The organism is Parahoeflea alexandrii (assembly GCF_024105735.1).
Classification (GTDB): domain Bacteria; phylum Pseudomonadota; class Alphaproteobacteria; order Rhizobiales; family Rhizobiaceae; genus Hoeflea; species Hoeflea alexandrii.
This window is the reverse complement of the sequence record NZ_JAAAML010000001.1, coordinates 848,769-861,261: the sequence shown is the minus strand read 5'-3', so window position 1 is coordinate 861,261 and position 12,493 is coordinate 848,769. Positions and strand designations below refer to the sequence as shown.

Annotated in this window: 9 protein-coding genes; 2 read left to right on the top strand and 7 right to left on the bottom strand. The window is 64.2% G+C overall.

Annotated elements, in window-relative coordinates; translation table 11 throughout:
* Positions 1-314 precede the first annotated feature (314 nt).
* From GTW23_RS03900 to uvrB, 3 genes are all read right to left on the bottom strand, one after another.
* A complete protein-coding gene (locus GTW23_RS03900) occupies positions 315-611 on the bottom strand; it encodes a hypothetical protein (RefSeq protein ID WP_252914691.1) in 297 nt (98 codons plus the stop codon).
* Between the two features lie 178 nt (positions 612-789).
* A complete protein-coding gene (locus GTW23_RS03895) occupies positions 790-933 on the bottom strand; it encodes a hypothetical protein (protein ID WP_252914690.1) in 144 nt (47 codons plus the stop codon).
* 364 nt (positions 934-1,297) lie between these two features.
* Complete coding sequence (gene uvrB, locus GTW23_RS03890) at positions 1,298-4,276, bottom strand: excinuclease ABC subunit UvrB (protein WP_290128861.1); 2,979 nt, start codon at positions 4,274-4,276, stop codon at positions 1,298-1,300.
* Positions 4,277-4,562: 286 nt separating this feature from the next.
* Between uvrB and GTW23_RS03885 the strand changes: the two genes are divergently transcribed.
* On the top strand, positions 4,563-7,619 hold the full coding sequence (locus GTW23_RS03885; RefSeq protein WP_252914689.1) for a PAS domain-containing protein: 3,057 nt from the start codon (positions 4,563-4,565) through the stop codon (positions 7,617-7,619).
* A gap of 177 nt (positions 7,620-7,796) precedes the next feature.
* Here GTW23_RS03885 and GTW23_RS03880 read toward each other — a convergent pair whose 3' ends face one another.
* Positions 7,797-8,432 carry a class I SAM-dependent methyltransferase gene (locus tag GTW23_RS03880; protein WP_252914688.1) on the bottom strand — a complete coding sequence of 212 codons (636 nt, stop codon included), beginning with the start codon at positions 8,430-8,432 and terminating at the stop codon, positions 7,797-7,799.
* A 132-nt stretch (positions 8,433-8,564) separates the two neighbouring features.
* Here GTW23_RS03880 and GTW23_RS03875 point away from each other — a divergent pair, with 132 nt between their 5' ends.
* Complete coding sequence (locus GTW23_RS03875; protein WP_252914687.1) at positions 8,565-9,491, top strand: LysR family transcriptional regulator; 927 nt, start codon at positions 8,565-8,567, stop codon at positions 9,489-9,491.
* Here GTW23_RS03875 and GTW23_RS03870 read toward each other — a convergent pair.
* The 3 genes from GTW23_RS03870 to GTW23_RS03860 all read right to left on the bottom strand — a co-directional run bounded on the left by GTW23_RS03870 (position 9,436) and on the right by GTW23_RS03860 (position 12,376).
* Positions 9,436-10,614 (bottom strand): class I SAM-dependent methyltransferase, encoded by a 1,179-nt coding sequence (locus GTW23_RS03870; RefSeq protein WP_252914686.1) that lies wholly within the window; start codon positions 10,612-10,614, stop codon positions 9,436-9,438. The two genes, GTW23_RS03875 and GTW23_RS03870, sit on opposite strands and share 56 nt — an antisense overlap.
* A gap of 199 nt (positions 10,615-10,813) precedes the next feature.
* Positions 10,814-11,599 (bottom strand): MBL fold metallo-hydrolase, encoded by a 786-nt coding sequence (locus GTW23_RS03865; protein ID WP_252914685.1) that lies wholly within the window; start codon positions 11,597-11,599, stop codon positions 10,814-10,816.
* A gap of 90 nt (positions 11,600-11,689) precedes the next feature.
* The gene (locus tag GTW23_RS03860; protein WP_252914684.1) at positions 11,690-12,376 is read right to left on the bottom strand and encodes a zinc metallopeptidase; all 687 of its coding nucleotides are present in this window, start codon (positions 12,374-12,376) and stop codon (positions 11,690-11,692) included.
* Positions 12,377-12,493 lie beyond the last annotated feature (117 nt).

Below are 12,493 nucleotides of genomic sequence, written 5' to 3'. Positions count from 1 at the left end.
CTCTCCCCTTGTGGGAGAGGACACAAAATCGCGGTCTTGGACCGGCAGGGCCAAGTCGCAGATTTTGTTGGTGAGGGGGTCCGGGGCAAGAGCCGATGGCGCAGCAAGACCCCCTCTCTTGCGATTTCTAGCACTTGGCTGAAGCCAAGGCGCTGAAATCGCTTTCTCCCCCACCAGGGGGGAGAGGGGCCGCAGCCGGCGTCGCGCTCAGGCCTTCGTTCGCTGAAATCGAAACCTCCGTCTTCTGGTCTCTGGTCACCGCTCCGAAGTCTCCCACCGCAAGGGGGAGATCGTCCGCGTCCGGCAAGGTGCCCCTACCCCCGCCTGCCCTCGCCCAGCGCCGCGGCCAGCAGGGCCCAGAAGTCGGCACCGGTGTCGGGCAGGGTGATGGTTCCGGTGTAGGCGATGGTGGTGCTGCTCAGGTCGAGCAGTTCGCCGGCGAGATTGATCGTGGCGGGATCCGGCCAGACCGGACGCACGCGCGGGGCCGGGGCCTTGACCGGCTGCGGCGCGGCACTGGTCGCGGTCAGGTCCGGCGCCGCGGCCAAGCCGGCGGGAGAAGACGACCGGGAGGCAAGCGGCCCGAAGGGCGGGACGGACGATCGGAGCATCTCGGCGGACATTGCTGCGGACTCCCCTGCGGCTGGCGGCCTGCATCAGGCTTCGGCTGAACCATGGTTCGCGCACAAGCCTACCGCCCGCCGCCTTGGGCACGGGTAAACGCAAAGCTGCGGATTTGATGAAAATGCGCGGGAAATGGCGATCCCGGCGGCGCCCCGGTAGCTGCCCCTACTTCTCCTCGATCGACAGGCCGCTCTCGCCGATCTTGATCTCGACGCCGGAGGTCTGCTGGTCCTGGTAGACCATGTAGCCGAGGATGGCGGCGCCGACGACGACAATGGCAATGACGATGGCAAGCGTGTTGCGGGACATGGCTGTGATCCTGGAATGAGCGTGCGGCGGAGGTGCGCGCCTGTGTGTGGGACCGTGACAACGCCGGATGGGACGATTGGTTCCATGTCGGCGGAATGTAAACACCCCATCCGGTCTGTTCTGTTAGCAACCTAACCGGTCTGGATACCGCGTTCCCCTCTCCCTTGGTGGGAGAGGACACAAAATCGAGGGCTTAGCCGAAGGCTAAACCTCAGATTTTGTTGGTGAGGGGGTCGGGGTGTACGGCGGTTTTGCAGCAAATACCCCCTCTCTTGGAATTTCTAGCACTTGGCTGAAGCCAAGGCGCTGAAATTCCATTCTCCCCCACCAAGGGGGAGAAGGACAGCATCGCGCTTGCAGCTCCCTACCGTCCCGGCCGCCCCGTCTTGCCCGGACGCCGTTTCTGGCGTGACGCCTCGACGGGATCCTCGTAACTCCCGGCGCCGACCTTGCCGCGCTTGACGATCGGGTCAGAATTCCTGTCGCTCACGGCCGTACGCTCGCCCTGCTCGCTGGCCTGCGAGGGCGCGGCCTGACCGGCCGACGGGCGGTCGCCCTTGCCGTCCACGGGACGGGGTTTTTGCGGCAGCTTGCCCGGAGGCATCGGTTTTTCGGTGCGGCCGACGGTCATCTCGTCGAGGTCATTTTTCCTAAAGTAGCTGGACTCGCGGTTGCGCAAAATGTCCGGGTTGGGCTCCTTGGAGGGCCCGCGCATCGGCTTTCCGGTGGCCTCGGCCTTGCGCTTGGCGCGAGTGTTGTCGATGCCGGAATCGCGCGCCATCGGGTCGTCCATCAGGTCGAGCTCGACGGCCTTCAGCCGCTTGATCTCATCGCGCAGACGCGCGGCGGTTTCGAAGTCGAGGTCGGCGGCGGAATCGCGCATCTGCTTTTCCAGCGCTTCCAGATGCGCCTTGAGATTGGAGCCAACCAGCGCGCCCTCGTCCGTCTTGGCGCCCTTGCCGCCAGGTGCTGCGATGGAGGCGCGGACATGGTCGCGCTCGTAGACCGAATCGAGAATGTCGGAAATATGCGCCTTGACCGATTCCGGGGTAATGCCGTTGGCGGTATTGTATTCCTCCTGCTTGGCGCGGCGGCGCGAGGTTTCCTCCATCGCCCGCTCCATCGAGCCGGTGACCTTGTCGGCATAGAGGATGACCTTGCCGTCGACATTGCGCGCGGCGCGGCCGATGGTCTGGATCAGCGAGGTCTCGGAGCGCAGGAACCCTTCCTTGTCGGCGTCGAGGATCGCCACCAGCCCGCATTCGGGAATGTCGAGCCCCTCGCGCAACAGGTTGATGCCGACCAGCACGTCAAACGCGCCGAGCCGCAGGTCGCGGATGATCTCGATCCGCTCCAGCGTGTCGATGTCGGAATGCATGTAGCGCACGCGTACGCCCTGCTCGTGCAGGTATTCGGTCAGATCCTCGGCCATGCGCTTGGTCAGCACCGTGCAGAGGGTTCGGTAGCCGGCCTCGGCGGTGGCGCGGATCTCGCCCAGCACGTCGTCGACCTGGGCGCGGGCCGGACGCACCTCGACCGGCGGGTCGATCAGCCCGGTCGGACGGATCACCTGCTCGGCGAAGACGCCGCCGGCCTGCTCCATCTCCCAGTTGCCGGGCGTGGCGGAGACGGCGATGGTCGAGGGCCGCATCGCGTCCCATTCCTCGAAGCGCAAGGGCCTATTGTCGAGGCAGGAGGGCAGCCGGAAGCCGTATTCGGCCAGCGTCGCCTTGCGGCGGAAGTCGCCGCGGTACATGCCGCCGATCTGCGGGATCGACACATGGCTCTCGTCGATGAACAGCAGCGCGTTGTCGGGAATATATTCGAACAGCGTCGGCGGCGGCTCGCCCGGTGCGCGGCCGGTGAGATAACGCGAATAGTTCTCGATGCCCTGGCAGACGCCGGTGGCCTCGAGCATCTCGAGGTCGAAGCGGGTGCGCTGCTCCAGCCGCTGCGCTTCCAGGAGCCGCCCCGAGGCTTCGAGCTCGGCGAGCCGGTGCTTGAGCTCCTCGCGGATCGATTTCGTCGCCTGGTTCAGGGTCGGCCGCGGCGTCACATAGTGCGAGTTGGCGTAGATCTTGACGCTCTTCAGGTCGCCAGTCTTCTGCCCGGTGAGCGGGTCGAACTCGGCGATGGACTCGATCTCGTCACCGAACAGCGTGATCCGCCAGGCTGCGTCCTCAAGGTGAGCCGGGAACAGCTCGATCGTGTCGCCGCGCACCCGGAAGGAACCGCGCTGGAAATCCATGTCGCGGCGCTTGTACTGCTGCGCCACCAGGTCGGCCAGGAGCTGGCGCTGGTCGATGCGGTCGCCGACCGCCATCTGGAAGGTCATGGCGGTGTAGGTTTCCACCGAGCCGATACCGTAGATGCACGAGACCGAGGCGACGATGATGACGTCGTCACGCTCCATCAGCGCCCGGGTGGCCGAGTGGCGCATCCGGTCGATCTGCTCGTTGATGGTCGATTCCTTCTCGATGAAGGTGTCGGTGCGCGGCACATAGGCCTCGGGCTGGTAGTAGTCGTAGTAGGAGACGAAATACTCGACCGCGTTGTCGGGGAAGAAATTCCTGAACTCGGAATAGAGCTGCGCGGCAAGCGTCTTGTTCGGCGCCAGGATCACGGCGGGACGCTGGGTCTCCTCGATCACCTTGGCCATGGTGAAGGTCTTGCCCGAGCCGGTGACGCCCAGCAGCACCTGGTTGCGCTCGTTCTCGTTGGCGCCAGCGACAAGATCAGCGATCGCGGTCGGCTGGTCGCCGGCCGGCTTGTACTCGGTGGCCATACGGATCTGGACGCCGCCCTCGGATTTCTCCGGCCGCGCCGGGCGGTGCGGCGTCCAGGTCTTGCCGTTCTTGAACAGCGGGTTGCCCGATTCAATGAGATCGGAAAGCGCCTGCACGGTGGCGGTGTTGGCCGAGGTCGCGCCCGAGGCTTCCGCCTCCTCCACCGAGATGTCGAGCCCGGCCACCGCATTGAGCCCGGCGGCGGCGCGGGCGCGCGGATCGTTCGAGCTGCCGATCGAGGTGCCGCGGGCGGTCTTCCTGGATTTCTCGGCGGATGCAGCCTTTGCTTTCGCCGGGCCCTTCGCTGGCGCCTCGTCCTTCCCCTTGCCCGCCTTCAGCCGGTGCTTGCCAGCCTGAGAACGAAGTTCCCGGTTTTCCGCCTTGCGCCGCGCCTTCACCGCGTCGAGCTCGGCTTCCTTGGCGAGGTCCGCGGCCCAGTCGGCGATCGATCCGGACGAGGAAACCGGCGCGCCCGAAAGCTTCGGCTGCGGCGCCTCCTCGAAACCATCGAATTCGGAACCATCGGGACGGGTGTTTTGTGCAGGGGTCTTGGCCATGGCGGCAATATGGGCAGAGTCTGCGGCGAAAGAAAGAGGTCTAAGGGGCAAAAGGGGAACGAAAACGGGCCATACTGACAGCAGATGTCAGCATGGCCCTCCCCCCCCCGGCTGGTCCGGACCAGCCGCCGTCAACCCCGCCCCCGTGAGCGGGGAAAAACCATATGCAATTTATGGGTATAGGCTGGTCACCGGGATGTGCTAAACAGTCACGCGCAAAACCGAAGCTCTCCGGAATCATGCCTAGCTCTTGACCATCCGGCCTCATCTCAGTGACGAAGATATTATGGACACAACCCTTTCAGCTCCGCTGATCTTTCTTGATTCCGATGCGGTGATCACCGGCTGGAGCGACGGCGCCCAGAGGGTGCTCGGCTGGAAGGCCGAGGAGATGATCGGTCATCCCTTCAGCGAGATCCATGATGATCGCGGCTTCTTCATGGGCGCAAGCGGCGCGCTCGACCTCGATTCCGTCTCGGTGCCGACGCCCGACAATGGCCGGGTCGTGGCGCTCAGGAGTTCCCAGACCAGGCATCTGCAGGAACGGCTCGACCTGACCATGACCAATGCCGATGTCATCGGCTCGTGGAACTGGGATGTCTCGCAGGATCTGATCTTCACCGACGGCCGCTTTGCCGCAAGCTTCGGGCTGGACCCGAAACAGGCCGAGACGGGGCTGCCGCTCGAGGAATTCATCAATCGCATCCATGAAGGCGACCGCGCGCGCGTTGCCGACGAGATTGTCCGCACCATCGAATCCGGGGACGCCTACAGTTCCGAGTACCGCATCAACCGGCCTGACGGATCGGTCTCCCACGTGCTGGCCCAGGGCAAGCTGGTCAAGGACGCCGAAGGCAAGCCGGCACGTTTTCCCGGCGTCCTGTTTGACGTCACGGCCCGCCGCAAGGCCGAAATGGACGCGCTGGCCCAGCGCGAGCGCTACCGCAACCTGTTCGAGAACCTCGACTCCGGTTTTTGCGTGATCCGCATGATCTGGGACGAGGACGGAACTCCGGTCGACTACGAGTTCCTCGAGGCCAACCATAGCTTCACCCGCCACACCGGCATCGAGGATCCGATCGGCAAGTGGATGCGCCGCGACATTGCCCAGGGACATGAACAGCACTGGTTCGAGCTGTATGGAAACGTTGCCCGCACCGGTGAGCCGGTCAACACCGAGTTCCCGGCCAGCGAACTGAACCAGCGCTGGTTCAAGGTCCAGGCCTTTTCCATCGATGGTGTCGGCAGCGACAATGTCGCCGTGCTGTTTTCCGATGCCACCGCGGAGAAGCGCTCCGAACTCGCCCTCAGGGCCAGCGAGGAGGAGTTCCGCTCGCTGTCGCAATCCCTGCTCAACCACATCTGGACCGCAACACCCGACGGCAAGATCGAATGGCTCAACGATCGTGTGCTGGCCTACAGCGGAGAGACCGCGGATCGACTGAAGGGCGATGGCTGGGCCAGCATCGTTCACCCGGAAGATTTTCCCGCCGCCGCTGCCGCATGGTCGCACTCTGTGGAAACCGGCGAGGTCTACCAGATCGAGTTCCGCATCCGCCGCCACGATGGCAACTACCGCTGGCACGTGGTCCGTGCCACGCCGGTCAAGACCGAGACCGGTGAAGTGCGCCGCTGGGTTGGCAGCAACACCGACATCGAGCACGCCAAGCTCAACGAGGCAGCGCTGGCGGAACTCAACGCAACACTGGAAGAGAGGATCGCCGAACGCACCGAAGAGCTGCTTCAGTCGCAGAAGGCGTTGCAGCAGTCCCAGAAGATGGAAACCATCGGCAAGCTCACCGGCGGCGTCGCGCACGACTTCAACAATCTGCTTCAGGTCGTCTCCGGAAACCTGCAGCTTCTGGCCAAGGATGTCTCCGGCAACGAGCAGGCCGGGACCCGGGTGAACAATGCCCTTGCTGGCGTTCAGCGCGGCGCCAAGCTGGCAAGCCAGCTGCTGGCCTTCAGCCGCCGCCAGCCGCTCGAGCCGAAGGTCATCAATGTCGGCCGCTTCGTCCGCGGAATGGACGATCTGCTGCGCCGCTCCATCGGCGAAACAGTAGATATCGAGGTCGTGGTCGCCGAAGGCCTGTGGAACACCTCCGCAGATCCGACCCAGGTCGAAAATGCGATCCTGAACATGGCCATCAACGCCCGTGATGCCATGGACGGCGCCGGCAAGCTGACGATCGAGGCTGCCAATGCGCGGCTCGACGACACCTATACCGCCGGCCTCGAAGACGTCGAAAGCGGCAACTACGTGCTGCTTGCGGTGACCGATACAGGCGCCGGCATGGATGAAGCCACGCTCGAGCAGGTGTTTGAGCCGTTCTTCTCGACCAAGCCCGAAGGCAAGGGCACCGGGCTCGGCCTGTCCATGGTCTACGGCTTCGTCAAGCAGTCCGGCGGACACATCAAGATTTACAGCGAACCCGGCCAGGGCACGACGGTCAAGATCTACCTGCCGCGAGCGCTTGCCGACGAGGAACAGGACATCCAGGCCCCCGCAGGCCCGGCCACGGGCGGAACCGAGACCATTCTCGTGGTCGAGGACGACGAGGATGTCCGCGCCACCGTGGTCGCGACGCTGAAGGACCTCGGCTACAGCGTCCTGACCGCGCGCGACGCCCAGGGCGGCCTGGCCGTCATCGAGAGCGGCGTTCCGGTCGATGTCCTGTTCACCGATGTGGTGATGCCGGGCACGCTGAAGAGCCCCGAGATGGCGAAGCTCGCCAAGGCCATAAACCCTGATCTGGTGGTACTGTTCACATCCGGCTACACGGAAAACTCCATCGTCCATGGCGGCAAGCTCGACCCCGGTGTCGAACTGCTCTCCAAGCCCTATACCCGCGAGGCGCTGGATGGCAGGATCCGGCATCTGATCGCCAACCAGAAACAGGCCTCGCAGGCGGCAGCCGCCCCGTCCTCGGCCCAGGCCACGGCCACCCCGGTCGGGGACGCCGAGCCGGCTGCGGCCACGTCCGGCCAGCGGAAGTTCAAAGTCCTTCTGGTCGAGGACGAGGCCCTGATCCGCATCAACACCGCCGACATGCTCACCGACATGGGCCATGACGTGATCGAGGCCGGAACCGCCGCCGAGGCGCTCGCGGCAACCTCGGAGCACGAGTTCGACATCCTGGTCACCGATGTCGGCCTGCCCGACATGAAGGGCGGTGAACTGGCCCGCAAGGTGCAGGCACTAAAACCGGGCGTAGGCATTGTCTTCGCCACCGGAGAGAGCCAGCTCCCTGAAGGCGCCGACGCCGAAGCGGTGCTGCTGACCAAACCCTATTCCGATGAGTCGCTGAAAGCGGCGCTGGAAAAGCTGGGTTCGCTTGCCTGACGGCGCTTGCTGAACCGCGGGTTGATCCACTGCTGGACAGGCGTTGAGGCTGGGCATGCTCGACAGGGTTTTTGGGCATAGGCTCTCGCCTTCCGCAGTTTTCAGCCCGACAGGATCCTGCAATTGTCCAGGAAGAACGATTGCGCCGCCGATGCAAGACCGATGCCCCTGCCCGCTTCACCGCTTGCGGGCCACGATGAAGAGTGCATGCCCTCCGGCTGCATGCAGGCCTGTTTCCTCAATGTCGAAACCGGCTTCCTGCATCGCTTGGCGCAACGCGTCCTTGCCAAAATAACTGACCGGCGGCGCCTTGCCGAACAGTTGCATCGCCGGGATGACCAGCCGGAGCATAACTGGCATGTCGCCGAGGCAGGGCGTTTTCGAGATCAGCAACCCACCCGGCTTGAGCAGCTTGCCAATCCGTGTCAGCGCATCCGGCAAGTCTTCAAGCAGGTGCAGCACATTGAAAGCCATCACGACGTCGAAAGCGGTCGGTTCGAGCCGCGCATCGGAGAGTGCGGCGGCCAGGAAGGTGACATTGCCGGGACCACCGTCTGAGCGCCTTTCCTCTGCAATCGCGATCATTTCGGGCGAGATGTCAGTCCCGGTGATACGGCCGGCGTGGGGCGCAAGCCTGATCGCGGTGGAGCCCGTGCCGCAACCGATTTCGAGCACATCGTCAGTCGGTGTGAGCCATGCGCGGGTGCGCTCGAGCGTGGTCTCGTATGCCTTGCTGTCGGCGACCGGTCGGGCAGCATAACGTCGGGCCGAGCGGTCCCAGAAGCGGATCCTGGTGATCTCTGCAGGTGTCATGGCGTCGGTCCTGTTGCATGCCGGTGCGATCATATCACGGAGCGCGCGGCCCCGCGGAGGGATCGCTGCTTATCACCCATGGATTTTTCTATGGGAATTGCGATTATTTGCAGCCTTGATATACATTTATGCATGAGCAAATTCGACTGGAATCATGCGCTGGCGTTCTGGACCACCGTGGAAGAGGGATCGCTCTCTGCCGCTGCCCGCAAGCTCGGATTGACCCAGCCGACCCTGTCGCGGCAGGTCGCGGCGTTGGAGCAGAGCCTCGGTGTCACCCTGTTCGAACGCCTTGGAAAGTCGCTGATGCTGACCGAAGCCGGCCTCGACCTGATCGAGCACGTGCGCGCCATGGGCGCCGCTGCCGAAACAGTTCGACTTGCGGCTTCCGGACAGACCCAGTCGATCGAGGGCCGCGTCACCATCTCCGCGTCCGATGGCTTCGCTGCTTATGTCCTGCCAGATATCGTGCATCGCATCCGGGAGGCCGCGCCACAGATCACGCTGGAGATTGTTGCCTCCAACGCCTTTAGCGACCTGCGGCGCCGCGAGGCCGATATCGCCATCCGCCATGTCCGCCCCGATCAGCCCGACCTGATCGGCCGGCTGATCAAGGAATCCGAGGCGCATCTCTATGCTGCACAAAGCTGGGTAGAACAAAACGGCATGCCGCGCCATCCGGCCGATCTGGCAAGGGCCGGCTTCATTGGCCTGGGCGGCGGCGCGCGGCTTGCGGGGCACTTGCAAAGCCGCGGCCTGCCGGTGACCGAAGCCAGTTTCATCCTTGCCTCGGAGAATTCGGTGGTGGTGTGGGAGATGGTCAAGCGCGGCCTTGGCATCAGCTTTCAGATGCACGAGATCGCCGCACGAACACCCGGTATCGTGCGGCTTCTACCGCAGATCGAGCCGTTTCCGGTGCCGATCTGGCTTGTCACTCACCGCGAACTGCGCACCAGCCGGCGCATTCGCACGGTCTTCGATCTTCTGGCCGAAGCACTGATCCTCACCCCACAAGCAGCCCTTCGAGATGGTGCTGATCAATCCCGAACATCGCCTTGATCTCGGCAATCTGCCGGAGCACCGCTTCGCGGTCGCGGCCAAACCGGCCATCCTTTTCGGCCACGATCAGGTTGTTTTTCGGGGTGTGTGCGTCGGAGACGAACTCGAACACGCGGGTGCGGTAGCCGTTGAGTTCGAGCAGCAATGCGCGGAGTGTGTCGGTGACCATCTCGGCCTGGCGTTCGACGAAGATGCCGTGCCGGAGCAGCGGTTCCAGGGTCTCATCGGGCTTGCCGGCTTCCATCTGCCTACGGATCTGCTTGTGGCAGCACGGCGCTACCGCGATCAGGGCGGCCCCGGCGGCAATGCCCTTGAAGATGGCGTCGTCCGTGGCCGTGTCGCAGGCATGCAGCGCAATCACCGCATCGGCGCCCGAGGCGTCGAACGCCATGATCGCACCTGCCTCAAAACTCAATCCGGCGAAGCCCGACGCCTTCGCCGTGGCGTTGCCGTCCTCGACCAGTTGCTCACGCAGTTCCACGCCGACAATCCGCACCGGCCGCTTCACCACGGTGGCGAGATAGTCGTAAAGCGCGAAATCGAGATAGCCCTTGCCCGCGCCCATATCGACGATCAGCGGCGGTTCGGCCTTCAGCGCGGCAACCAGCGGCGCAAAGATCTCGACCATCTTGTTGATCTGGCGGAACTTGTCCTGCGCGTCGTGGCGGATGGCGCCGTTCTTGCCGGCAAGCCCGAGCGCCTTGAGCCAGGGCTTTCCGGTTTCGCTCAACGGCCGGTTCTTGGCGCGGTTGTGCTCGGTTGAGGGTGCCGCGCGGCCTTTGACCTCGGTCCGCTTGAGCCGTTGCTTTTCGCCGTTGCGCTCGAACAGCATGTCGAATCCGGTGGTCGCAAGCTGCGCGCTGCGGAATTCGACCGCCAGACCATCGCGCAGCAGTTCCATCGCCTCGTCTTCAGCGTAATTCTTGATCGTGTCGCGGGTCTTGTAGCGCCAGGTGAAGGAGTATTTCTCGCCGCCCTTGGTTGCGATCTTCTTGACCAGCACCGCCTTCAGTTCCGGCTCCGGTCCGTGGTAGCCGCCAAGCTTGAGCTGCACCAGCGCCCCGCTCGAAAAGGAGTCCCTGGTAGCGTTCAACAGCTCTTCGATGCGATCGGGGGAATTCACGGGCGGTCCTTCGGGGGCGGTTGGCGTGCCTTCGGAAAATCAGGTCATCAGTGGCCCTTCTACCTGTCCGGCAGGAAGAAGCAAATCAGCCGGTTGGATATTCGGTCAATCGGGCTTTAGCGGCCCTCGACGCAAACCGGGCCCACGCTGGAAGCATGGGCCCGGTAGCACAAGTCAAAACTGGAAGACGCCTGTAGCCTCAGCCCATGGCGCCGTTGTACCAGTCGTGCAGTTTGACCTCGGTCGAACTGCCGGCCTCGCTCAGCATGTTTGCAAACACCTGCGGGTCCTGGGTGCCGCCGTCGCGGCCGCGGTAGTGGTAGGGAACGACCATGCCGGGGGCGAATTCGGCCACCGCGTCAGCCGCCTGTTCGGCGTCCATCGTGAACGGCAGGTTCATGCAGACAAAGGCGAGATCGATGTTCTCGAGCGCCCGCATTTCCGGTGTCCCCTCGGTGTCTCCGGAGACGTAGACGCGGCTTCCGTCGATAGTCAGCACGAAGCCGAGGTCACCGCGGGCCTTGGGGTGGAAGTCCTGCCGGTCGGCGGAAGTGTTGTAGGACGCGATGGCCGCGATGGCGATGCCCATCATGTCAGTGCTGCCGCCCGGGGCGATGACCTCGGTGCGCGCCTGCAGGTCTTCCGGCATCATGCCCTTCACGTCCGCATTGGTCAGGATTGGTGCCTCTGCAAGCGCGGCCAGAAGATCGGCATTGTAGTGATCACCGTGGCGGTGGGTAATCAGGATCAGGTCCGGCTTGGGCAGCGCCTCATACAGTCCGGCCTCGCCGACCGGATCGACATAGATGGTTCCCGCCGGGCTCTCCATGACGAAGGAGGCATGCTCCACCGGATGGATGACGATCTTTCCGTCCATCAGCTCGAAACTCGCCGCATGCGCGGCTGCAAGGCCGAGCGATGGCAACAGCGTGATGGCTCCGACAGCGGCGGCGCCGCCAACAATAAAGGTGCGTCTCGTGGTCATGGCAATCTCCTTCAGCATGGTTCTGGTGGGTGCTCTTGCAGGGTCTTGGTAATGCCAAATGCAGCGCCGCACCGGAAATTCAAGGGCACGTCACCTCAGCACCCTTATCCAGCGCGCCAGGTTGAGCAGGCTCGTGAGCGCTGCCGCGACATAGGTGAAGGCCGCGGCTTTCAGCACGCTGCGGGCGCCGGCAATGTCCTCGTCGGCGAGGTAACCGCCCTCGCGCAGGATCGGCAGCGCCTTGTTGAAGCTCGCGTCGTATTCGACCGGCAGGGTGACCAGATGCACCAGCACCCGCACGCCCAGCAGCCCGATGCCGATCACCGCCATGCCGAGCATCGCCGCCGGCGTGCGCAGCAGCACGGCCAGCACCGGTGCGGCAATGAAGAACACCGACGCGATCCGGTCCGTCGTCATCGCGACACCGACCAGCTTCTGCCTGAGCGCCAGCCCGCGTTCGCCGCGATGATGCTGCAGCGCGTGGCCGACCTCGTGCGCCGCAACGGCCACCGCGGTCAGGCTCGCGCCCTGGTAATTGGCCTGCGACAGCCGCACCACCCGCGCTTCCGGATCGTAATGGTCGCCCTTGTCGGTCATCTCCACGCCGACACCGGACAGCTCAAAACGCTCGACGAGATGCTGCGCCATCTCCCCGCCGGTGCCGGGAAAATCAGGCCGCTCGTCGCTGTGACGGCGCATGGTGTGGCCGACCCAGAACTGCGGCGCGTAAACCAGCGCCAGAATCAGCAGGACACCGAAGAGTCCGAGAAACGCCATGTCAGCCCTGATCCACCAAGATTGTTTCCATGCCCATTAGATAGGTGCCACGCCGGGCCGATAAAGGGCCGCACAGGCGCATTAAGCCGCAGGTCCGTTGGACATGACCGTCACCGG

What these genes read in the sequence shown, in the direction of transcription:
- GTW23_RS03900 (WP_252914691.1), bottom strand. Translation starts at nt 611, where the DNA reads ATGCTCCGATCGTCCGTCCCGCCCTTCGGGCCGCTTGCCTCCCGGTCG.
- GTW23_RS03895 (WP_252914690.1), bottom strand. Translation starts at nt 933, where the DNA reads ATGTCCCGCAACACGCTTGCCATCGTCATTGCCATTGTCGTCGTCGGC.
- uvrB (WP_290128861.1), bottom strand. Translation starts at nt 4,276, where the DNA reads ATGGCCAAGACCCCTGCACAAAACACCCGTCCCGATGGTTCCGAATTC.
- GTW23_RS03885 (WP_252914689.1), top strand. Translation starts at nt 4,563, where the DNA reads ATGGACACAACCCTTTCAGCTCCGCTGATCTTTCTTGATTCCGATGCG.
- GTW23_RS03880 (WP_252914688.1), bottom strand. Translation starts at nt 8,432, where the DNA reads ATGACACCTGCAGAGATCACCAGGATCCGCTTCTGGGACCGCTCGGCC.
- GTW23_RS03875 (WP_252914687.1), top strand. Translation starts at nt 8,565, where the DNA reads ATGAGCAAATTCGACTGGAATCATGCGCTGGCGTTCTGGACCACCGTG.
- GTW23_RS03865 (WP_252914685.1), bottom strand. Translation starts at nt 11,599, where the DNA reads ATGACCACGAGACGCACCTTTATTGTTGGCGGCGCCGCCGCTGTCGGA.
- GTW23_RS03860 (WP_252914684.1), bottom strand. Translation starts at nt 12,376, where the DNA reads ATGGCGTTTCTCGGACTCTTCGGTGTCCTGCTGATTCTGGCGCTGGTT.